18 protein-coding genes are annotated in these 21,579 nt (G+C 30.9%); 7 read left to right on the top strand and 11 right to left on the bottom strand.

The features are described 5' to 3' along the window. Positions 1-38: 38 nt before the first annotated feature. From AC5YF9_RS02695 to AC5YF9_RS02685, 3 genes are read right to left on the bottom strand one after another with little or no spacing between them, the layout of a single operon-like run. Positions 39-1,418 (bottom strand): class II 3-deoxy-7-phosphoheptulonate synthase, encoded by a 1,380-nt coding sequence (locus AC5YF9_RS02695; protein ID WP_415304547.1) that lies wholly within the window; start codon positions 1,416-1,418, stop codon positions 39-41. Positions 1,419-1,453: 35 nt separating this feature from the next. Next, entirely contained in the window at positions 1,454-3,274 is a 1,821-nt protein-coding gene (gene glmS, locus AC5YF9_RS02690) for a glutamine--fructose-6-phosphate transaminase (isomerizing) (RefSeq protein WP_415304545.1), read from the bottom strand. Position 3,275: 1 nt separating this feature from the next. Then, positions 3,276-3,899 carry a DapH/DapD/GlmU-related protein gene (locus AC5YF9_RS02685; protein ID WP_415304543.1) on the bottom strand — a complete coding sequence of 208 codons (624 nt, stop codon included), beginning with the start codon at positions 3,897-3,899 and terminating at the stop codon, positions 3,276-3,278. 70 nt (positions 3,900-3,969) lie between these two features. Here AC5YF9_RS02685 and AC5YF9_RS02680 point away from each other — a divergent pair, with 70 nt between their 5' ends. Genes AC5YF9_RS02680 through AC5YF9_RS02665 form a run of 4 tightly spaced genes read left to right on the top strand, consistent with a single transcriptional unit; the run spans position 3,970 to position 8,232 of the window. Next, on the top strand, positions 3,970-4,659 hold the full coding sequence (locus tag AC5YF9_RS02680) for an HAD-IA family hydrolase (protein ID WP_415304541.1): 690 nt from the start codon (positions 3,970-3,972) through the stop codon (positions 4,657-4,659). Between the two features lie 50 nt (positions 4,660-4,709). Further along, on the top strand, positions 4,710-6,212 hold the full coding sequence (locus AC5YF9_RS02675) for an MmgE/PrpD family protein (RefSeq protein WP_415304540.1): 1,503 nt from the start codon (positions 4,710-4,712) through the stop codon (positions 6,210-6,212). Next, positions 6,212-7,108 carry a methylisocitrate lyase gene (prpB, locus tag AC5YF9_RS02670; RefSeq protein WP_415304538.1) on the top strand — a complete coding sequence of 299 codons (897 nt, stop codon included), beginning with the start codon at positions 6,212-6,214 and terminating at the stop codon, positions 7,106-7,108. The genes AC5YF9_RS02675 and prpB overlap by 1 nt, the downstream gene beginning before the upstream one ends. Continuing rightward, positions 7,108-8,232 carry a bifunctional 2-methylcitrate synthase/citrate synthase gene (locus tag AC5YF9_RS02665; RefSeq protein WP_496169941.1) on the top strand — a complete coding sequence of 375 codons (1,125 nt, stop codon included), beginning with the start codon at positions 7,108-7,110 and terminating at the stop codon, positions 8,230-8,232. The genes prpB and AC5YF9_RS02665 overlap by 1 nt, the downstream gene beginning before the upstream one ends. An 11-nt stretch (positions 8,233-8,243) precedes the next feature. Here AC5YF9_RS02665 and AC5YF9_RS02660 read toward each other — a convergent pair whose 3' ends face one another. The 8 genes from AC5YF9_RS02660 to AC5YF9_RS02625 form a co-directional block, all read right to left on the bottom strand. Continuing rightward, positions 8,244-9,773: an AMP-binding protein gene (locus AC5YF9_RS02660; RefSeq protein WP_496169940.1), complete on the bottom strand. Its 1,530-nt coding sequence runs from the start codon at positions 9,771-9,773 to the stop codon at positions 8,244-8,246. Beyond that, complete coding sequence (gene sauS / locus AC5YF9_RS02655; RefSeq protein ID WP_415304533.1) at positions 9,773-11,194, bottom strand: acylating sulfoacetaldehyde dehydrogenase; 1,422 nt, start codon at positions 11,192-11,194, stop codon at positions 9,773-9,775. The genes AC5YF9_RS02660 and sauS overlap by 1 nt, the downstream gene beginning before the upstream one ends. A 69-nt stretch (positions 11,195-11,263) precedes the next feature. Next, complete coding sequence (locus tag AC5YF9_RS02650; protein WP_415304531.1) at positions 11,264-12,238, bottom strand: Bug family tripartite tricarboxylate transporter substrate binding protein; 975 nt, start codon at positions 12,236-12,238, stop codon at positions 11,264-11,266. Positions 12,239-12,378: 140 nt separating this feature from the next. After that, on the bottom strand, positions 12,379-12,816 hold the full coding sequence (locus tag AC5YF9_RS02645) for a tripartite tricarboxylate transporter TctB family protein (RefSeq protein WP_415304529.1): 438 nt from the start codon (positions 12,814-12,816) through the stop codon (positions 12,379-12,381). Next, entirely contained in the window at positions 12,800-14,293 is a 1,494-nt protein-coding gene (locus AC5YF9_RS02640) for a tripartite tricarboxylate transporter permease (RefSeq protein WP_496169939.1), read from the bottom strand. The genes AC5YF9_RS02645 and AC5YF9_RS02640 overlap by 17 nt, the downstream gene beginning before the upstream one ends. Positions 14,294-14,442: 149 nt before the next feature. Next, a complete protein-coding gene (locus AC5YF9_RS02635) occupies positions 14,443-15,057 on the bottom strand; it encodes an FkbM family methyltransferase (protein ID WP_415304527.1) in 615 nt (204 codons plus the stop codon). Positions 15,058-15,063: 6 nt separating this feature from the next. Further along, positions 15,064-16,092 (bottom strand): ribonucleotide-diphosphate reductase subunit beta, encoded by a 1,029-nt coding sequence (locus AC5YF9_RS02630; RefSeq protein WP_496169938.1) that lies wholly within the window; start codon positions 16,090-16,092, stop codon positions 15,064-15,066. Continuing rightward, complete coding sequence (locus AC5YF9_RS02625) at positions 16,083-18,020, bottom strand: ribonucleoside-diphosphate reductase subunit alpha (RefSeq protein WP_496169937.1); 1,938 nt, start codon at positions 18,018-18,020, stop codon at positions 16,083-16,085. The genes AC5YF9_RS02630 and AC5YF9_RS02625 overlap by 10 nt, the downstream gene beginning before the upstream one ends. 156 nt (positions 18,021-18,176) lie before the next feature. Between AC5YF9_RS02625 and AC5YF9_RS02620 the strand changes: the two genes are divergently transcribed. From AC5YF9_RS02620 to AC5YF9_RS02610, 3 genes are read left to right on the top strand one after another with little or no spacing between them, the layout of a single operon-like run. Continuing rightward, positions 18,177-19,631, top strand: a complete 1,455-nt coding sequence (locus AC5YF9_RS02620; protein ID WP_496169936.1) for a phosphomannomutase/phosphoglucomutase — start codon at positions 18,177-18,179, stop codon at positions 19,629-19,631. Beyond that, a complete protein-coding gene (locus tag AC5YF9_RS02615) occupies positions 19,615-19,896 on the top strand; it encodes a hypothetical protein (protein ID WP_415304525.1) in 282 nt (93 codons plus the stop codon). The genes AC5YF9_RS02620 and AC5YF9_RS02615 overlap by 17 nt, the downstream gene beginning before the upstream one ends. A gap of 36 nt (positions 19,897-19,932) precedes the next feature. Then, positions 19,933-21,075 carry a glycine cleavage T C-terminal barrel domain-containing protein gene (locus AC5YF9_RS02610; RefSeq protein ID WP_496169935.1) on the top strand — a complete coding sequence of 381 codons (1,143 nt, stop codon included), beginning with the start codon at positions 19,933-19,935 and terminating at the stop codon, positions 21,073-21,075. The last annotated feature ends 504 nt before the right edge of the window (positions 21,076-21,579 follow it).

Below are 21,579 nucleotides of genomic sequence, written 5' to 3'. Positions count from 1 at the left end.
ATTTAAAATTTAAACGAAATTGTATTTAATACAATGCTTTAAGATGCCGCTTTAATATTTTTTTTAGAATATGCTGCATTTTTTTTAATCTCATCAGAAATTAAAAAAGCTAACTCTAATGCTTGATTAGCATTAAGTCTTGGGTCGCAATGGGTATGATAACGGCTGGATAAGTCTTGATCAGAAATTTTTTGAGCACCACCTGTGCATTCTGTAACATCTTGACCTGTCATTTCAATGTGCAGTCCACCAGCATAACTTCCTTCACTTTGGTGACATTCAAAAACATTTTTTACTTCTTTGACAACACTATTAAATGGTCTTGTTTTAAATCCTGTTGTAGCTTTGATTGTATTTCCATGACATGGATCACACGACCATATCACGTTTAAACCTTCTTTTTTAATTGCTCTAATTAATTTTGGTAAAAATTTTGAAACATTTTCATGTCCAAATCTAGAAATTAAAGTTATTTTACCTTTTTCATTTTTTGGATTAATTTTATTACAAAGATTTATTAAATCTTCAGCTTTTAATGTTGGGCCACATTTAATACCAATAGGGTTTTCAATTCCTCTACAAAACTCAACATGTCCACCATCTAGCTGTCTAGTTCTATCACCTATCCAAACAAAGTGTGCTGAAGTATCGTGATATTCACCTGTTATAGAATCTACTCTTGTCATAGCTTGTTCAAAAGGTAGTAGTAAAGCTTCATGCGAAGTCCAAAAATTTACTGTTTTTAATCTTCTGTTAAAATCTGAATTAATTCCACATGCATCCATAAATGCTAGGGCATCTGCTATTCTGTCTTCTAAATCTTTAAATTTTTTAGCAGCAGGAGAATTTTTAATAAAACCTAAATTCCAAGTATGTACTTTTTTAAGATCAGCAAAACCTCCATGGGAGAAGGCCCTTATAAGATTAAGTGTAGATGCAGATTGAGAATATGCTTTAAAAAGTCTCTTAGGATCTGGAACTCTTGATTTTTCATTAAATTCCATACCATTGATATTATCACCTAGATAACTAGGTAGTTCAACACCATCAATATTTTCAACAGAAGAACTTCTTGGTTTAGAAAATTGGCCAGCAATTCTTCCAAGTTTAATAACTGGTAGTGAAGCAGAGTAAGTAAGCACAAGCGACATTTGAAGTATTAGTTTAAATGTATCCCTAATATTATCAGGATGAAATTCTGCAAAACTTTCCGCGCAGTCACCACCTTGTAATAAAAAAGCTTTTCCATCAACAACATCAGCAAGCTGTTCTTTTAAATGTCTCGTTTCACCAGCAAATACCAATGGGGGGAAATTTTTAATTTTACTTAAAACACCGTCTAAATCTTTTTGATCCGGATATTCCGGAATGTGTTTTACAGGATAGTTTCTCCAACTATTTATTTTCCAATTTTTCATATTCAACCTAGGGGTGTTGTAGCAGAGTTTAATTATTATTCAACTGTGACTGATTTTGCTAAATTTCGAGGCTTATCGATGTCATAACCTTTTTTAAGTGCTGAATAATAAGCTAATTTTTGTAATGGAACAGTTAATAAAAAGGGTAACAAGTCATCATTGGCACTTTCAACTAATACTGTTTCCCAAATATTTTCTGAAAAAACTTCATCTTTACTCTTGTTAGTAATCAATAAAACTTTAGCACCTCTTGCTATTACTTCCTGCATATTGGAAATTGTTTTTTTATAATAATTATCTCTTGGGGCTAAGACAACAACTGGCATTCCATCTTCAATTAAAGCTAAAGGACCATGTTTCATTTCACCAGCTGGATAGCCTTCAGCATGCACATAAGCTAATTCTTTTAACTTTAACGCACCCTCTAATGCAATTGGATAAGAAAAACCTCTACCTAAAAACATCGAACCTTTTGCATCAGTAAATGAGCCAGAAACTGTTTGGATTTTACTTTCAGTTAGTAAGGTCTGTTCAACTAATTTAGGTAGTACTTTTAAGTCTTTAATTTTGTTTAAATATAAATCTTTATCTAAATCTTTTCTTAAAACTCCTAATTTTAACACTAAAATATATAGAACTAACATTTGACCCATAAATGCTTTTGTGGAGGCTACACCAATTTCTGGTCCACAATGAATTGGTAAAACAAAGTTGGAATCTCTTGCAATAGAACTTTCTATAACATTAACCACGCTGCAGGTTTTCATATTATTTTTATTACATAAATCTAAAGCAGCATAAGTGTCTGCTGTTTCACCAGATTGAGAAACAAAAATATATAAATTATCATTTTTAAATCTATTTTTTCGATATCTGAACTCAGATGCGATATCGATTGTTACATCAAGTGTGGTATTTTCTTCAAACCAATACTTTGCCATTAAACAAGAATGATAAGCTGTTCCACAACCGATTAAGGTAACAGAAGAAATTTCCTTTATATCCCAGGGAAAATTATAGATATTGATGTCGTTGTTGATTGTATCAACATACTCGTTTATGCAGTTCTTTAGCGTTGTTGGCTGTTCTTCAATTTCTTTAGCCATAAAATGTTTAAAGTCACCTTTGTTATAATCCTGTTCTTTAGAGGATAATTCTAAAACTTTTTTATTAACTTTTAAGCCTCCTTCGTCAAAAAAATCAACTTGGTTTTTTTTTATGATACAAAATTCTCCATCATTTAAATATGAAATTTTATTAGTCATAGATTTTAAAGCGTAAGAATCTGATCCTAGATAATTTTCATTAGGACCGTAGCCAACTGCAAGAGGTGATCCTCTTCTAGCACCCACTATAAGATCAGGCTGATCTTTAAAAATTATACCTAAAGCAAAACTACCATGTAGCTGTTTAAGAGTTTTAATAATTGCATCTTTTAAATTAAGTTCTTTTAAATATTCTGTTATTAAATGAACAATTACCTCTGTATCTGTCTGAGATTTAAATATGTGACCTTTATTTATTAAATGCTTTTTTAAAATAGTAGAATTTTCAATAATACCATTATGTACTACAGACACACTCTCTGATGAATGAGGATGTGCATTAATAGTATTTGGAATTCCATGTGTTGCCCATCTAACATGACCAATTCCAATTGAGCCCAACATATTTTTAACTGCAAGATTTTTTTCTAAAATATCAACTCTGCCCTCTGATTTTGCTTCATTTAGAATGCCATTAGATAAAGTTGCAATTCCTGCAGAGTCGTAACCTCTATACTCTAATTTCCTAAGAGAATTGATGATTGCAGATGAAACTGATTTATTGCTAGCTATTCCTATAATCCCACACATATTATTTTATATTTCTTTTATAGTTTTTAATCTCTGCTTGAGAGTTTCTAGTTAAAGCTAATGAATTTTTTTTAACTTTTTTTGTAATTACAGAGCCTGCTCCTACAATACTGTTTTTTTCAAGAGTGATAGGTGCAACTAATGATGAATTAGAACCTATAAATACATTATCTTTGATTTTTGTTTTATTTTTATTAACACCGTCGTAATTACAAGTAATTGTCCCAGCTCCAACATTAACGTTTCTTCCTATTTCACTATCACCAATATACGATAAATGATTAACTTTTGATTTTTTTCCAATTGTGCTTTTCTTAACCTCAACAAAGTTTCCAATTCTTGATCCTACTTCAAGAATGGTACCCGGTCTTAATCTTGCATAAGGTCCAACTTCAACTTTATTTTTTATTTTACAATCCTCTAAATGTGAAAATGAATTTATAATTACATTATTGCCAATTTTAACTTTTGGCCCAATGACAACGTATGGATTAATAGTAACATTTTTTCCAACCTTAGTGTCTTTTGAAAAAAAAATAGTTTCTGGTCCAATCATTTTTACTCCAGACTTAATAAAAAATTTACGAAGTGTTTTTTGGTCTATATTAGAATTTATTTGTTTCATCTGGAAATATTATTATATTAAGTGTATAGATAACTTAATTCACAATATATTTCTTAAAAATACTTTATTAATGAATCAAAATTACTCAATTTTATTTGACCTAGATGGAACATTGGTCGATACCGCGCCTGATTTAATGAATGCTCATAATCATGTAATGAAAAAATATGGTTATCCAACAAAATCTACTGCAGATATTAGAAATCTAGTAGGCCAAGGAGCTGGAGCAATGATTGGAAGATCTATATGGGGACAAGCTAAAAAAGAATTTGGTAAAATTGATGATCAAAAAATTAAAGATCAAATGGTTAAGGATTTTGTCAGCTTTTATGGACAAAATATCATTAAAGAAAGCACGCTTATCAACGGTGTAAAAGAATTTTTAAAGTGGTGTAAAGAAAAAGAAATTTCAATGGCAGTTTGTACTAACAAACAAGAGCACTTAGCAATTGACCTTCTAAAGAAAATTGGAATTTACGATTACTTTGAATATGTTGCTGGTTCAGATACTTTTGATTATTGCAAACCTGATCCAAGACACATAACAAGTATAATTGAAATCATTGGTGGTGATATAAAGAAATCTTTAATGTTTGGTGATAGTGAAACAGATGCAAATGCAGCAAAGGCTGCCTCTGTTCCTGTTATTTTATTAGAAAATGGTTATACGGAAAAAAATTCCAATGAAATTTACCATAATCATTTGATAAAAGACTTTATTGGTGTTGAAAAGATAGTTTCAACTTACTTAAAAGATTGATTTAATTTTTTTTCTTACTATTAATAGGGCTGCATAATTAAGGAGACCTAATGATTTCGCACAAAGTTAAAGTTTACCCGTCAAAAATTCATCTACCTAAAAAAAATCAATTGGCATGGAAAATTGCTGAAATAGCTTCTGATAATGCAAAATTAGATAAAGCAGCTATTGAAATGGTTATTAATAGAATAATTGATAATGCTTCAGTTGCTATTGCTTCTTTAAACAGAAAAGCTGTTATCTCTTCAAGAGAAATGGCTCTAAAGCATCCTAGAAAAAATGGTGCAAATTTATTTGGTATTGATTCAAAATTAAAATTTGATTGTGAGTGGGCTGCTTGGTCAAATGGAACGGCTGTCAGAGAGCTTGATTTCCATGATACTTTTTTAGCAGAAGACTACAGTCATCCAGGGGATAATATTCCACCTATTTTAAGTGTAGCTCAACAAACTAAAAAAAGTGGGCTAGATTTATTAAGAGGAATTATCACAGGTTATGAGGTTCAAGTTAATTTAGTTAAAGGGATATGTTTGCATAAACATAAAATTGATCATATTGCACACTTAGGACCGAGTGTTGCTGCGGGTTTAGGAACAATGTTAAAATTAAATACTGAAACAATTTACCAAGCAGTTCAGCAGGCATTGCATACAACGGTTTCTACAAGACAATCTAGAAAAGGTGAAATCTCTAGCTGGAAAGCTTACGCCCCTGCTCATGCTGGTAAACTTGCAATCGAAGCAGTTGATAGAGCAATGCGTGGTGAAGGTGCTCCAAGTCCAATTTATGAAGGTGAAGACAGTGTTATTGCTAGAATATTGGATGGTAAGAAAGCTTTATATAATGTGCCTCTACCTAAGAAAAAAGAATCTAAGAAAGCGATACTAGAGACCTATACAAAAGAATATTCAGCAGAATACCAGTCTCAAGCACTGATAGATATTGCTAAAAAACTTAATAAAAAAATTCCAAATTTAAATCAAATCAAAAAAATTGATATTTACACAAGTCATCACACTCATTACGTAATTGGTACTGGTGCAAATGATCCACAAAAAATGGATCCTAATGCAAGTAGAGAAACGCTAGATCACTCTATCATGTACATTTTTGCAGTAGCACTTGAGGATGCTGATTGGCACCATGTTAAGTCATATGCCAAACAAAGAGCTAACAGAAAAAGTACTATAAAAATTTGGAAATCCATTACCACTTTTGAAGATAAAAAGTGGACTAAAAAATATCATGATCCAAATCCAAAAAATAAATCCTTTGGTGCAAAGGTTGTTGTTACTTTAAATAATGGTAAAAAAATTACAGAACAATTAGATAGAGCAGATGCACACCCTTATGGAGCACGTCCCTTTAAAAGACAGAATTATATAAATAAGTTCTTAACTTTAACGGATGGTATTTTAGATAAGAAAGAAAGTACCCGTTTCTTAAAAGTAGTACAAAATCTTAAAAACTTAAAAGCTGGGGAATTGAATAAATTAAACATCCAGGTTAAAAGAAGTCAGATAAAGAAGAATACAAAACAAGGAATTTTTTAGTGCATTTTGTAGATAAAGAGCCCAGTCAAAAAAGAGCTGACTTTGTTAGTAAATTAAAATCAAATAAAATTTTAAGAGTTCCTGGTGCTTATAATCCACTGACTGCAAAACTAATTGAAGAAATTGGTTATGACGCTGTTTACGTATCAGGTGGAGTTATGGCTAATGATTTAGGTTTCCCCGATATAGGTTTAACTACACTTCAAGATGTAAGTACTAGATCTTATTTAATATCTAGAGTTACAAGTTTACCTACAATAGTTGATATAGACACTGGCTTTAAGTCTTGTGAAGAGACTATTAAAACTTTTGAAGAGTTTGGAGTGTCAGCAGTTCACTTAGAAGATCAAGTAGAGCGTAAAAGATGTGGTCACTTAGATAATAAAGAATTAATTTCAACAGAAGCAATGGTAAAAAAAATTAAAGAGTGCGTTGCAGCTAAACAAGATGAAAATTTTAAAATTATAGCAAGATCTGATGCTAAGGGTGTTGAGGGAATAGATAAAATGATTGATAGATGTAAGGCGTATATTGATGCTGGAGCTGAAATAATTTTTCCAGAAGCCTTATATGATGAAAAAGATTTTGAAAAAGTTAGAAAAGAACTGTCGTGTTATTTATTAGCTAATATGACTGAGTTTGGAAAATCTAAGTTATTTAATTATAAAGAATTGGAAAATTTTGGATATAATATTGTAATTTATCCAGTAACAACACAAAGATTAGCCATGAAAAATGTAGAAGATGGCCTTAGAAACATTTTTGTGGATGGACATCAGAACAATATTATTGATAAAATGCAAACTAGAAAAAGACTTTACGAGTTAGTTGAGTATGAGAAATATAATTCGTTAGATGAAAAAATTTATAACTTTAGTACGGAAGGACATGATTAATGAGTGATGATATCAAAAAAGGCTTACTAGGGATAATTGTTGACGAAACTGAAATTTCAAAAGTTATGCCTGAAATTAACTCTCTAACGTATAGAGGTTATGCGGCTCAAGATTTATGTGCAAGATGTGATTTTGAAGAGGTTGCATACTTAATTTTAAATAAAGAATTACCTAATAAAAAACAACTAAAAGAATTTAAGAAAGAGTTATCTAAAGAAATAACTTTATCGAAAAATTTAATTAGTATTTTAAAAAAAATACCTAAAAATTCTCATCCTATGGATGTTGCAAGAACTGCAGTTAGCGTTATGGGTCTTGAAGACAAAGAAACAAAAGATAACTCTCCAAAAGCAAACTTGAGAAAAGCAATTAGAATTTTTGCAAAAACACCAACTGCATTAGCTGCTTTTTATAGGTTAAGAAAAGGAAAAAAAATTATAGCACCAAAGAAAAAATTTGGTTTTTCTGAAAACTTTTTCCATATGTGTTTTGGAAAAGTTCCTAATAAAGAAATTGTTAAAGCTTTTGATGTCTCATTGATTTTATATGCAGAGCATAGTTTTAACGTATCAACTTTTACAGCCCGAACTATTACAAGCAGCTTATCTGATATTCATGGAGCGATAACTGGTGCTATTGCAAGCCTAAAAGGTCCTCTTCATGGTGGTGCTAATGAAGAAGTTATGCACATGATGAAAAAAATTAAAAAACCTGAGAATGCACTAAAATGGATTACTAAAGCTTTGAAAAATAAAGATGTAGTAATGGGATTTGGTCACCGTGTTTACAAAAGTGGAGATTCAAGAGTTCCTACTATGAGAGAATATTTTAAAAGAGTAGCAATTATTAAAAAAGACAAAATATTTGAAAAAATATACGACATTGTTGAAAAAGTGATGATTAAAGAAAAAAATATTTATCCAAATGTTGATTACCCTACTGGTCCTACTTACCATTTAATGGGTTTTGATACTGATTTCTTTACCCCAATATTTGTAATTTCAAGAATTACAGGTTGGTCAGCTCATATCATGGAGCAACATGCTGCTAATAAATTAATTAGACCTCTTGCAAGTTATAAAGGTAATAAACATAGAAAAGTTTTAGAGTTAAATTTTAGATAAATTTAATTCAATTAATTCTTTATAGTATTTTTTATTTTCAATCTTTGAATTTTTCCAGAAGACCCTTTTGGCAATTCTTTAAAAAAATGAATTTTATCTGGTGATTTATATTTACCAAGTGAACTAATGCAGTGCTCTAATAGCTCTTCTTCTGAAACTTTTTCTTTATCTTTAAGCACTACGCCAGCTTCAATTTTTTCTCCATAATGACTACATTCAACTGAAAATGCAGCTGCTTCTAGTATTTTTGGATGTTGATATAAAACGTCATCAATTTCACGAGGTGAAATATTTTCCCCACCTTTAATTATAAGTTCTTTTATTCTGCCACGTACAAAAACAAAATCTTCGTCGTCCATTAATCCTAAATCTCCAGTTAAAAACCATCCTTTATAAAAACTTTTTTTAGTCTCTATAGGATTTTTATAATACTCTTTCATAACATTTTTTCCCCTAACACAAATTTGCCCAATATTATTTCTTTTAGCTTCATTAAAATCGTTATCAAGAATGGTGACATCGTTACCATAAGGAATTCCTGGAGATCCATATTTAATTTTTTTAGGTGGTAATGGGTTTGCTAAAATTGGAGCACAAGATTCTGTTAGTCCCATTGTTTCTATCATTTGAATATTAAACTTTTCTTCAAAATTTAGATGTGTTTCTGGTGCAAGCGCTGCAGAAGCACTTCTTCCAAATCTAATTGAAGATGTGTCTAAGGAGTTAAATTCTTCTTTTGAGTATTTATTAATAAGAGCTGAAATTATAGTTGGTACAACACTAAACCATGTACATCTAAATTGATTAATATACCTCCAAAAATTAGATGCTGAAAATTTTTCACATAAAACTAAAGAACTTTGACTTACAAGTGGTCCCATCACAGTTACTATCAATCCATTGATATGGTAAAGTGGCAAAACACATAAAGCTTTATCAGTAGAAGTTAATTCATGAGAAATCATAACATTTTTACCCCCATGTAAAAGATTCTCATGACTTAACATGACCCCTTTTGGTTTGCCCGTTGTACCAGAGGTATACATAAGTAATGCATTGTCTTCTTTATTTATCTCACTATCTAAAACATGAAAATCTTTATCAATCTCTTCTAAAAAATTATTTTTATCAATTTCAACTAATTCAATTTTAGTTGAAACTTTTTTTATAATTTTTTCAGCTAATTCAATATTATTTTTAGTGGAGAAAATTATCCTTGATTCAGAATGTTCTATAATATATGCAAGCTGATCTTCGCCAGCTACCAAATTAAGTGGAGCTTGTACCATACCAGAATACATAATTCCTAACATGAGCTGGATACTGCTTAAGGAATTTTCTGTAAGTGTGCAGATAATAGATTTTTTTTTTAGTTTTTTTTTATTAACTAGATAGTAATTAATTTTATCTAAATTATGCTTAAGTTTATTGTTTGATATATTTTGATTTGTATGAGGACAGCTTATAAAATTAGCCTTGGCTTTTTCTATAGCATTAATTTCAATATAATCTCTTACTGTACTGAGTAAATTCTCTTTCATTATTTAAGATTTTTAACTTCTTCAGGGCTATATTTTTTACAATAATCTTCAAAATAATCTTTTAACTCTGCTTCAGAACCTTTTATTGTAGTTGAAATTTTTGTTGTATTAATAAAATGTTTATAATTAAGATTATTATCAATACTATTTTTTTGCCAAGTACCACAGCCCATTGATAAAGAAAATGGAAGACCATTTGTAAAGCTACCCCCTGTAGCAAAAGTATGTGCTTGGTTAACAATCACTCTACAAACTGGCAGCTCTAAACCTATCTCCATTACTCTTTTTTGTGTTTTACTATGAATGCCAATCGAATGTCCAATACCTTGATAGTTTAAAATTTTATGTGCAATTTCTTTTGCATGATCAAAATTTTTTGCCTTATACAAGGTCAATACTGGAGAAAGTTTTTCACCAGAAAATAGATGCTCTGATCCCACACCATATTCTTCAACCATTAATATTTTGATATCACTATCTACACTAAGGTTAATTTTATCAGCAATAAATTTTGCAGGTTTTGCTATAATTTCTCTATTTAATTTTCCCTCAATCCATAAGGTTTTTTCCAATAATCTTTTTTTTTCATTGTTTAGTAATGTTGCACCTTCTTTTTTTAAACAATCAATTAAATCATTGTAAATTTCTTCAATAATGATCAGGCTATTTTCTGAAGAACAGCTTGTGGCATTATCAAATATTTTTGACATTTTAATTTTTTTTGCTGCATCTTCTAAATCTGCAGTTTCATCTACTATTACGGTAACATTACCTTGACCTACACCAATTGCGGGCGTACCACTTTTTGCTGCTTGTTTTACATTGTTTAATGACCCTGTAACAATTACAAGATCAACCTTTAACATTAACTCATTTGTTAGATCTTTAGTAACGGGCATCTCGAAAGTTTGAATTAAGTTTTTAGGAGCTTTGATTTTTTCTAGTTCAATATTAATAAATTCTAAAAGCTGTTTAAACACCTTGCTACCAGCAGGAGATGGAGAAACTATAATTGCGTTTCTTCCTTTTAACGCATTAATAACATTGTTCACTGGTGTTGCTGCAGGATTGGTTGATGGAGTAATTGCCCCTACTACACCAATAGGTTTTGCAATTTCTATTATACCTTTTTCTTTAAATTCATTAATTACACCGACAGTTTTTACTCCTTTTAAGTCTCTAAGAAGCCCCAATGTTTTTCTTCTATTCTTTAAAACTTTATCTTCAACATCTCCTAATCCAGTTGAGTTTACAGCTAGATTCGAAATTAATTCATTGGTAGATGGTTTGCATAACGCCCAAGCAACAGCTGTTACAACTTCGTCTACTTGTTTTTGATTATACTTTTCAAAAATATTTTGTGCTTCTTTAGCTTTTCCAACTAATGATTCAACAATATCTGAAGGAGAATTTTTGTTCATTTTTTATAAAATTAAAAAGTTTCGCCCTTAATATTTAGGGCGAAACTAATTAAATGTTCTTAATAAGTATTAGGGCTTTAGTCCAGCAAGAAGTTTTGTTAAACTAACTTTTCTTGCTTTCCACATTTCTTGTACTTCAGCTCTATTCATTATTCTAACAGGTGAACCACCTTTTTTCATTTGTCCTAATGTTTTTTTATCATTGAACATTAGAGGAACTTTTGCTGCTAAAAATTCAATAATTTCAGGAGGTGTTCCCTTGGGAGCCATTATTCCTCTGAAATTCACACTTGAATTATCAACATCTAAGCCTTCTTCTTTTAATGTAGGTACATTTGGTAAAAATGTTTTTTCTCTTTGAAGATCAGCGATAGCTAGAATTTTAATATCATTCTGACTTCTAAAAGCATCAGACAAATTATTAAAACCAGCCATAACCTGTCCACCTTTAACCGCTGTAAGTGCTGGTACTCCACCAGTGTGAGGTACATATGTTAATTTAGCACCACTTGCTTTTTGAAATTGTAAAAAAGCTATATGATGACCAACAAACTTACCAGCTCCTGAAAAAGTAACTTTTCCTGGGTTTGCTTTTGCAAACTTAACCATATCAGCAACAGAATTAAACGGGCTATCTTTACCAACTATTAAAACTGCTGGATCAGCTCCCCAGTTTGCGATTGGTTCTAAGTTATCAATGTTATATTTCGTATCATCAAAAACTATAGACTGTGAAACAAAGTGTGGGATATTGTATGCAGCTAAATCATAACCATCTTTTCTTGCTTTAGTAGCAAACCAATTCCAACCAACCTTTCCACCGGCTCCCGGTTTGTTAACTATTACGATAGGCTGACCTAAATAATCTTTTTTAGGATGTGACGCCATCATAGTTACTAGTCTTGCTTGAAAATCTGTAGCACCACCCGGATTATAAGCAACTGTTACACTTATCGGTCTGTCAGGATAATCACCTGCTTGCACAACTGATCCAAATGAAAGAAATGATAAGATTAAAGTAAAATATAAAAAAAGTTTTTTCATATTATTGATCTCCCTCTATTAAGTTATTAATTCAAAATTTAATCACAAATTTAATCTTATAACTAACTAATTTTACCTGAAAAAAGTTCTGTAAAATGACATTATAAAAATAAATACAATCTCAGAGTGTAAGGTAATTTTTAAAAAAGAAAAAATCTTGGAGCCTGAACTTTGAGAAGTATAGCAAAAAGAAAATATATAAATATCATAAAACATAGGGTTATTAAAAAATTATAAAAAAAACTTTTTTTGTTTTTTTTTTCTGAATAAACATAACAGATGATTAAAAATATTAGTACTGCCAAAAAATAAAAACCTAAAAGTTCTCCCAATACCAAAAAAAGTAAGAGTGAGCCTAGATATATAGACAATTTTTTAATGTCAACTTCAGTAATTTTTTCATTTTTATTATAGAAATATAATACTAAAGATAAAAATGATAAAATAATCATTACTGTGCTTAGTAATTTGGGAAAAATATATGCCTCTGATTTGCCTCCGCTAAATGAAGCATAAGCTAACAGTATTGATAAAATCAATACCAATACTACTGATGAAAGTTTATTGATCTTTATCATTTGTTTTTTTTTTAATTTCTGTGATCAGTCCGTATATAATTGATAATATACAAAGTGAAATTATCGTTAAATTTAAAGGACCCATTGTTAAGTAATCAAATATTCCATTTTGAGTATCAGCAATAATTTTTGCTTGACTAAAATTTGTTTCAGCAATTGGTCCTAGTATTAGTCCCAATACAATAGGTGCTGCAGTAAAACCAAATTTAGATAAAAAAAACATAGATACACCTAAAAAAAGCATAACTATAACGTCTGCAAAATTATGCTGCACACTATAAGTGCCAAAAATTGCAAGTATTGTAATTGCAGCCGCCATATAATTTACTGGGGTTTTTATTACGTACTTAGCCAAACCACTTATATAAAGCCCAAAAATTAACATCAAAAACTGAGCTACTAACAAGGAGTTGATAAACGTCCACGTAGTTTCAGCATAAATAGTAAAAAGATTTGGTCCAGGAAACATCCCATGAATTAACAATCCACCTAATAAAACTGCAGCTGTTGGGCTTCCGGGTACACCTAAAGTTAACAGTGGAACTAATGATGGTCCAACCATAGCATTATTTGCAGATTCAGCTGCTATAATTCCATCTGGCTCACCTTTCCCAAAGTTTTCTTTATTTTTACTTACTTTTTTTATTTGATCATATGAAACTAAACCTGCGATCTGCCCTCCTGCACCTGGAATTAATCCAATTATAACACCTGTTATACTACCTATAGTTAAAGCTTTAAATCTCGAAAGATTATATTTCATAGATTGAAATAAACTTTTTTTTTCCATTTGGAACTGATCTGAAAGGTCTTGTTTTTTTTCAAGCATTGAAAGTACTTGCGGTATTGCAAATAAACCTACCAAAGCTGCAATTATATTAATACCACCAGAAAATATTGGATTAAAAACAAATCTTTCCACACCTAAAACTGAATCATATCCAATTGTTGCTAACCACAAACCTAATGCACCAGAGAAAAGACCTTTAATAATTGAGTTAGAATCTAGTGTTGCAATAACTGTAACACCAAAAATTGCTATCCAAAACATATGTGATGGTCCAAACTTGAGTGCAACGTTTGCTAATAATGGAGTAAAAAAGATTAAAACTAATATTCCAATAACACCTCCTACAAACGAACTAATAAAACAATAATGAAGAGCTTCCTTAGATTTGCCTTTTTGTGCCATAGGATAACCATCCATAACAGTTGCTATGTTTGCTGGTGCCCCTGGTATTTTGAGCAAAATAGCACTAATCGCACCACCTGCTACCGTGGCTGTATAAACAGCACCAAGCATTATCAGTCCTTGTTCAGGGCTCATCTTAAAAGTGAATGGGATTAATAAAGCAACAGCCATTGTTGGGCTTAAACCAGGTGCTGCACCCAAAAGAAGGCCGCCCACTGTTCCTAAAATTAATATTAAAATATTACCAAATGTAAATACATTTGAGAAATAGTTTAAGAATTCCATATGCTTAAAGCATATCAATAGTTTTACACAGATGTCTATATTAAGTTATTTGTTAAAATTGTTGCTTTTATTAACTAACTTATCTTTCATGAATAAAAATAAACAATAAATTTTATTTTCACTCTATTTTTGGAATTTTTTAAAGATAACTAATTTTTTTCAGCTAAAATATTCTCTTTATCAATTTCTCTCAATTGATAGTTAAATTTAATTAACTTTTCTTTAATTGATTTAAGTTTAGGCCCTTCTGTAAATGTTCCATCAAAATGCTTAAATTCAAAAATAATTTTTTTTATTTCAATATTTTCAAAATTTATAGAATTTAATATCCCACATTCTGCACCCTCAACATCAATTTGAAGGAGATCAATTGAAAAGATAGAATATTTTTCAATCAAACTTGAAAAAGTTAAATATTGAATATCAATTTGCTCAATGTGAGAATCATTTACCATAAATCTTTTATATTTATGATTTAATATGTGTTCTTTTTCAAAAGATCCAATGCCACTAGCCCAGTGTTTACCCAATTTCTTAACTGCATCTGGTTTGACATAATAAAATTTCTTTATTTCATTTTTCTCAGATACCGCTGAAGTTTCAATGCTAATATTTTTGTATTTAGCCGTATTTTCTTTTAATAGAGCAATATTATAAGGCACAGGCTCAACTAAAAGAATATTTTGATTTTGATATTCTTCAAATAAGGATGTTAACCGAACACCCGAATGTGCACCAATAACAACTAAACCAAATTTTTGCACTTAGAATTAACTAAAAGCTTCTGTCCAAGTTCCTTGTGTCGATGCTTTAGAATATTCAGTTGAACGTCCCTCAAAGAAGTTCATGTGTTCAACTGCATTCAACATAGAATCTAACCAAGTAAGTGGATTTTTTTGCACATCATAAATTGGCTCTAATCCAAGTTGAGATAACCTTCTATTAGCAATAAATCTTATATAAAGTTTTACATCTTTTGCTGTAAGACCTTCCATAGGACCCATTTCAAAAGCTAAATCAATAAAAGCGTCTTCATGCTCAATGATTGTTCTACATGCTTTATAAAGTTCTTTTTTTAATTCAGGATTCCAGATTTCTGGATTCTCATGAATGAACTCTTTAAACAATCTAATCATAGAATTACAGTGCAATGTTTCATCTCTTACTGACCATGTAACAATTTGGCCCATCCCTTTCATTTTATTATGCCTTGGGAAGTTAAGTAAGATTGCAAAACTTGCAAATAATTGTAAGCCTTCAGTGAATGCGCTAAATACAGCTACTGTTAATGCGATATCTTTTTTTGAACTCATGTCAAAATTTTGCATGTAGTCATATTTATCTTTCATTTCTTTATATTTCATGAATGCAGAATATTCTGATTCAGGCATTCCGATAGTATCAAGTAAATGGGAGTAAGCGGCTATGTGAACTGTTTCCATTGAAGCAAAAGCAGTCATCATCATTAAAACTTCCGTAGGTTTAAATACAGTCGTATAATGTCTTAAATAACAATTTTGCACCTCAACATCAGCTTGAGTAAAAAATCTAAAAATTTGAGTTAATAAGTTTTTTTCAGACTGTGTTAAATTTTTTTGCCAATCTTTAACATCATCACCAAGTGGCACTTCCTCTGGTAGCCAGTGAATTCTTTGTTGTGTTAACCATGCATCATAACACCATGGATATCTGAATGGTTTATAAACTGGGTTTTCAACTAGTAACCCCATCTTTTGTGGTTGAACAATTTCATTTTTTTCTGGTTGAATAATTTTAGTATCCATTTTTTCTACTGACATGATAGGCACTCCTCGTATTCTGGTTGTTCAGTTGTTTGTGGTTTTGACTTATAGACATTTGCGGTAACATCTGTTGCTTTAGTATCGTTAACATTTTCCGCACGTTGAATTGATTTTGATCTACAGTAATAAAGGCTCTTTAAACCTTTTTTCCAAGCATCAAAATGAATTTTATGTAGTTCTCTTTTGTGAATATCTGCTGGTACAAATAAGTTAATTGATTGAGCTTGAGATATGAAAGGTGTTCTATCTCCACTTAATTCAATAATCCATTTTTGATCTAACTCAAAAGCAGTTTTAAAAACATCTTTTTCTAAATCAGTTAAAAAATCTAAATGAGAAACAGAACCTTGGTTTGTTGTAATACCAGACCAAACATCATCGTTATTTTTCCCATGTTTTTCTAATAGCTCTACTAAATATCTATTTCTGACATTAAACGAACCTGAAAGAGTTTTGTGAGTATAGCTGTTAGCTGCAACAGGCTCTACTCCAGGGGACGCTCCACCACAGATAATAGAAATTGAAGCTGTTGGTGCAATCGCAGTTTTGTTTGAAAATCTTTCATTATAGCCATAATCAGCAGCATCTGGACAAGCTCCTCTTTCGTCTGCTAGATCTTTTGAGGCTTGATCAACATGTTCTTGAATATGTTTAAATATTTTTTTATTCCAAACTTTACTCATAACTGATTCAAGTGGAATACTGTGTTTCTGTAGATAAGAATGGAAACCCATAACACCTAAGCCAACACTTCTTTCTTTTTCAGCAGAATATTTTGCATCATCAAATTGCTCAGGAGCTCTTTCAATAAAATCAGTTAATACATTATCTAAAAATCTCATAACATCATTAATCATAACGTTATCGTCTTTCCACTCATCATACTTTTCTAAGTTTAAAGATGATAAGCAGCAAACAGCTGTTCTATCTCTTCCATTTTTATCTATTCCAGTAGGTAAAGTAATCTCACTACAAAGGTTAGAAGTTTTAACAGTTAAGTTAGCAAGTTTGTGATGTTGTGGAATTTGTCTGTTAACTGTATCGATATAGATAATATAAGGTTCACCTGTTTCAATTCTTGCAGTTAATAATCTAATCCATAAATTTCTTGCAGAAATAGTTTGTTGTACAGTTCCATCAGCTGGACTTTTTAGTGCCCACTGTTCATCTGTTTCAACAGCTCTCATAAATGCATCTGACACTAAAACACCGTGATGAAGGTTTAGGGCTTTTCTATTTGGATCTCCACCTGTGGGTCTTCTCATTTCAATAAATTCTTCAATTTCAGGATGCTCAATTGGAAGGTAACAAGCAGCTGATCCTCTTCTTAATGAACCTTGACTAATTGCCATCGTCAACGAGTCCATAACTTTAATAAATGGAATTATTCCAGATGTTTTTCCAACTTTACCAATTTTTTCTCCAATAGATCTAAGGTTACCCCAGTAACTTCCGATCCCACCACCCTTAGCAGCTAACCAAACGTTCTCACTCCATAGATCAAGTATTCCATTTAAGCTGTCTGATGCTTCATTTAAAAAACATGAAATTGGTAAACCTCTTTTAGTTCCACCATTTGATAAAACTGGAGTTGCTGGCATGAACCATAAATTACTAATGTAGTTATAAATTCTTTGTGCGTGTAAATTGTCATCTGCGTATGAACTTGCAACACGAGCAAACAAATCTTGATAAGATTCGTTATGACCTAAGTATCTATCTTTTAAAGTTGCTCTGCCAAAATCTGTTAATTTAGAATCTCTTGTTCTGTCAATTTTAATAATGATGCCTTTTTCATTTTGAAAAAGTTCAGTGTCATTACTAAGTGAAAATAAATCTGGTCCTTTATTTTTTGAAAGTTCGCTATTATCAGGGCTATATTCGGAGACAGCTTTCTTAAGTGCCTGTGATAGTATTTTGTTCATATTTTAATATTTTATAAGTTTTTTTTTACAAAACAACTACATGTTGTATGCTGAAAGCATTGATACACCATATAAATCATTATTCAACAGAACGTTTATAGAACATAGGAAAAAAATATCAATAAAAAAATAAAATGAATGTAAGAAAGGTTAACAATGACAACAAATTTAAAAATAGATCCATATGGCTTCAGAGAGTACGACGCAAGATGGCTGTATGAGAAGGACATAAACCAACTCGGAATAGAGAATCTAGGCAAAGGTTTAGGTACTCAAATTATAAAACATACAAAAAAAACGAATCCAAGAGTAATTGTGGGTCATGATTATAGGTCTTACAGTGAAGAAATAAAATCTGCTCTTAAAAAAGGACTACTTTCAACGGGATGTAATATTGAAGACATAGGTTTATCTCTATCCCCTACTGTTTATTTTGCACAATTTAATTTGGATGCTGATGCTGTTGCAATAGTAACCGCTAGTCACAATGAAAATGGTTGGACTGGAGTTAAAATGGGTATCAAAAAAGGATTAACCCATGCACCAGAAGAGATGAAAGAATTAAAAGAGATTACTTTAAATGAAAACTTTATAAAAGGTGAAGGTAGTGAAAAACAAATAGAAGGTTTTCAACAAATTTATAAAGATGATTTAATAAATAAAAATAAAATCACAAAAAAAATTAAAGCAGTTGTTGCATGTGGTAATGGTACAGCCGGAATATTTGCACCTGAAATTTTAAGAGGTATTGGTTGTGAAGTGATAGAACTCGATTGTGATCTTGATTGGACTTTTCCAAAATATAATCCAAATCCAGAAGATTTAGAAATGTTACATGCAATTGCAAAAGCTGTAAAAGATAATAACGCAGATATTGGTTTTGGCTTTGATGGTGATGGCGATAGAGTTGGTGTAATTGATAATAGAGGGGAAGAAATATTCTCTGATAAAATTGGATTATTAATTGCAAGAAACTTATCTAAAACTCATAAAGGCTCAAAATTTATTGTTGATGTAAAATCAACAGGATTGTACGCAACTGACAAGGTCTTAATGAAAAATGACTGTGAAACTATTTATTGGAAAACAGGTCACTCACATATTAAAAGAAAAGTTAATACTGAAAAAGCTTTAGCTGGATTTGAGAAAAGTGGACACTTTTTCTTTAATCAACCTTTAGGTTTTGGTTATGATGATGGAATTAATTCAGCAATTCATGTGTGTCATTTATTAGATAATCAAAATAAAACTATGCATGAAATTATAAAAGAACTCCCTAATACTTTTCAAACACCAACAATGGCACCTTTTTGTAAAGATGAAGAGAAATATCAAGTGGTTGAAGATTTAGTTAAGCAAGTAAACACTATTAAAGATAATAAAACTAAAATTGATGACCAGGAGATTAGTGAAGTATTAACTGTTAATGGTATAAGGTTTTCTTTTAAAGATGGATCATGGGGATTAATTAGAGCCTCATCAAATAAGCCATCTTTAGTAATTGTTACTGAAAGTCCAACATCAGATGATAGAAAGAAAAAGATCTTTGATTTTATTGATGACCTTTTACAAAAAACTGGCAAAGTTGGCGAATATGATCAAAAAATATAAATATCTACTAATCTTTATTCTTCTTTTTACCTCTAAAAGTCATGCTCTAAGCCCTGAATATGAGAAGGAATTGTATATAGGTTGTTACACAAACTCTAAGCAATACCTTGGTACAGATGGCGCTAAAATATACTGCCAGTGCACAATTGATAAATTAAGTGCGAAATTCAATGACGAAGAAATAGATGAAGTCTTCAGTAAAGAGCCTGATGAAATTCAGCAACTAACTGCATTTGCGACAATTGAGTGCGAAAATAATAAATAGCTTTTCAAATAATAAAATAATTAATAGATTTTAAGAATGGAAGATAAGAAAAACTTCGGTTTTGGAACTCAGATTAGAAAGTCTCCTTACTTTAACTCAACTGTTAAATGGGGTGCAACTGGTTTTTCAGTTTATAATCACATGTATATTCCTCGTGACTTTGGATCCCCTGAGCAAAACTTTTGGAATTTAGTTAATGAAGCGATTTTATGTGATGTTGCTGTTGAACGACAAGTAGAGATTACAGGACCCGATGCTACAAAATTTATTCAACTGTTAACACCAAGGGATTTATCAAAACTTTCAGTCGGTCAATGTAAATATGTTTTAATTGTAAATAATGAAGGTGGAATTTTAAATGATCCAGTTTTATTAAGACTAAAAGAAAACCATTATTGGTTATCCCTTGCAGATAGTGATATTTTATTATGGGCACAAGGGGTTGCAGTAAACTCAAATCTTGATGTTAAAATTATTGAACCCGATGTCTCCCCTCTTCAATTACAAGGACCAAACTCTGGAAAAATTATGGAAGCTTTATTTGGTGAAAGTATTAATGATCTTAAATATTATTGGCTACGTGAATTAGATTTAGACGGTATTCCTTTAATAGTCTCTCGTACCGGTTGGTCAAGTGAGCTTGGTTATGAATTATATTTAAGAGATGGCTCTAAGGGTGACAAACTTTGGGAAAAGATAATGGCAGCAGGTAAACCTCATGGATTAAAACCAGGTCACACATCATCGATTAGACGTATTGAAGGTGGAATGTTATCGTACCATGCAGATGCAGATATAAATACGAACCCTTATGAACTAAATCTAGGAAGACTTGTTAATTTAGATACCAATATAAATTTTATTGGAAAAGATGCTTTACAAAAAATAAATACTGATGGCATTAAAAGAAAACAAGTTGGAGTGATCTTAGATTGTGATCCTTTAACAAGCCCTAACACTACATTTTGGGAAATCTTAAAAGATAATCAGCAAGTTGGTAAAATTACTTCTGCAGTTTATTCACCAAGACTAAAACAAAACATTGCACTTGCAATGGTGTCAATTAACAATTCAGAAATTGGTACAGTGCTTGATGTTAAAATGAATGACAAAATCATTAAAGCAACAGTTGCTGAGAAACCTTTCTATGATCCTAAAAAGAAGCTAGCTAGTAGCTAACAATAAGAGTATTTATAAGTCATGTTAACGCCAAAAGATTATATTTCCCTATACTTACTGGTTATTATCTTAACGGTAGTTTCAGTTAACTTCATGTACCGTCTCTATTTCTAGCAATACAAACACTACTTTTTATTAAAAAATTAATTGGTAGTTGACCTTTATTTACGGAGTTAGAGGAACACACTAGCTCGCACTATCCTACACTAGTTATGCGGACTATTTAACTTTTATTAAAAATAAATCGCATACAGACTCATTAATTTAAGCAAGAAACTAGATCATAGACTAGATCATTTAGAGATAAAACAGGATTTGAGGTAGTATGAATGAAGAAAACCGGCGCAAACTCTGGACTTTAATACAGGAAGCCGGCCTTTATTTACAGGGTTAGAGGTTACTCAACTATCTTTTAAAAAATAAACAACTGTTAAAATTATAAGGATAATGACAATCCAAATAGTAAGATTAGTTAAGAATTGTTTTAATTTATAATTAGATTGT

This window comes from Candidatus Pelagibacter sp. uisw_098 (genome assembly GCF_059512505.1).
Note: the sequence above shows the minus strand (reverse complement) of the source record. Positions and strands in the feature narration are given on the sequence as shown.

Excerpts from the sequence above, each read along its gene's own strand:
- AC5YF9_RS02680 (WP_415304541.1), top strand. The coding sequence starts at position 3,970 with ATGAATCAAAATTACTCAATTTTATTTGACCTAGATGGAACATTGGTC.
- glmS (WP_415304545.1), bottom strand. The coding sequence starts at position 3,274 with ATGTGTGGGATTATAGGAATAGCTAGCAATAAATCAGTTTCATCTGCA.
- AC5YF9_RS02615 (WP_415304525.1), top strand. The coding sequence starts at position 19,615 with ATGATCAAAAAATATAAATATCTACTAATCTTTATTCTTCTTTTTACC.
- AC5YF9_RS02665 (WP_496169941.1), top strand. The coding sequence starts at position 7,108 with ATGAGTGATGATATCAAAAAAGGCTTACTAGGGATAATTGTTGACGAA.
- AC5YF9_RS02610 (WP_496169935.1), top strand. The coding sequence starts at position 19,933 with ATGGAAGATAAGAAAAACTTCGGTTTTGGAACTCAGATTAGAAAGTCT.
- AC5YF9_RS02640 (WP_496169939.1), bottom strand. The coding sequence starts at position 14,293 with ATGGAATTCTTAAACTATTTCTCAAATGTATTTACATTTGGTAATATT.
- AC5YF9_RS02695 (WP_415304547.1), bottom strand. The coding sequence starts at position 1,418 with ATGAAAAATTGGAAAATAAATAGTTGGAGAAACTATCCTGTAAAACAC.
- AC5YF9_RS02630 (WP_496169938.1), bottom strand. The coding sequence starts at position 16,092 with ATGTCAGTAGAAAAAATGGATACTAAAATTATTCAACCAGAAAAAAAT.
- sauS (WP_415304533.1), bottom strand. The coding sequence starts at position 11,194 with ATGAACAAAAATTCTCCTTCAGATATTGTTGAATCATTAGTTGGAAAA.
- AC5YF9_RS02685 (WP_415304543.1), bottom strand. The coding sequence starts at position 3,899 with ATGAAACAAATAAATTCTAATATAGACCAAAAAACACTTCGTAAATTT.
- AC5YF9_RS02675 (WP_415304540.1), top strand. The coding sequence starts at position 4,710 with ATGATTTCGCACAAAGTTAAAGTTTACCCGTCAAAAATTCATCTACCT.
- AC5YF9_RS02620 (WP_496169936.1), top strand. The coding sequence starts at position 18,177 with ATGACAACAAATTTAAAAATAGATCCATATGGCTTCAGAGAGTACGAC.
- AC5YF9_RS02660 (WP_496169940.1), bottom strand. The coding sequence starts at position 9,773 with ATGAAAGAGAATTTACTCAGTACAGTAAGAGATTATATTGAAATTAAT.
- AC5YF9_RS02650 (WP_415304531.1), bottom strand. The coding sequence starts at position 12,238 with ATGAAAAAACTTTTTTTATATTTTACTTTAATCTTATCATTTCTTTCA.
- AC5YF9_RS02625 (WP_496169937.1), bottom strand. The coding sequence starts at position 18,020 with ATGAACAAAATACTATCACAGGCACTTAAGAAAGCTGTCTCCGAATAT.
- AC5YF9_RS02645 (WP_415304529.1), bottom strand. The coding sequence starts at position 12,816 with ATGATAAAGATCAATAAACTTTCATCAGTAGTATTGGTATTGATTTTA.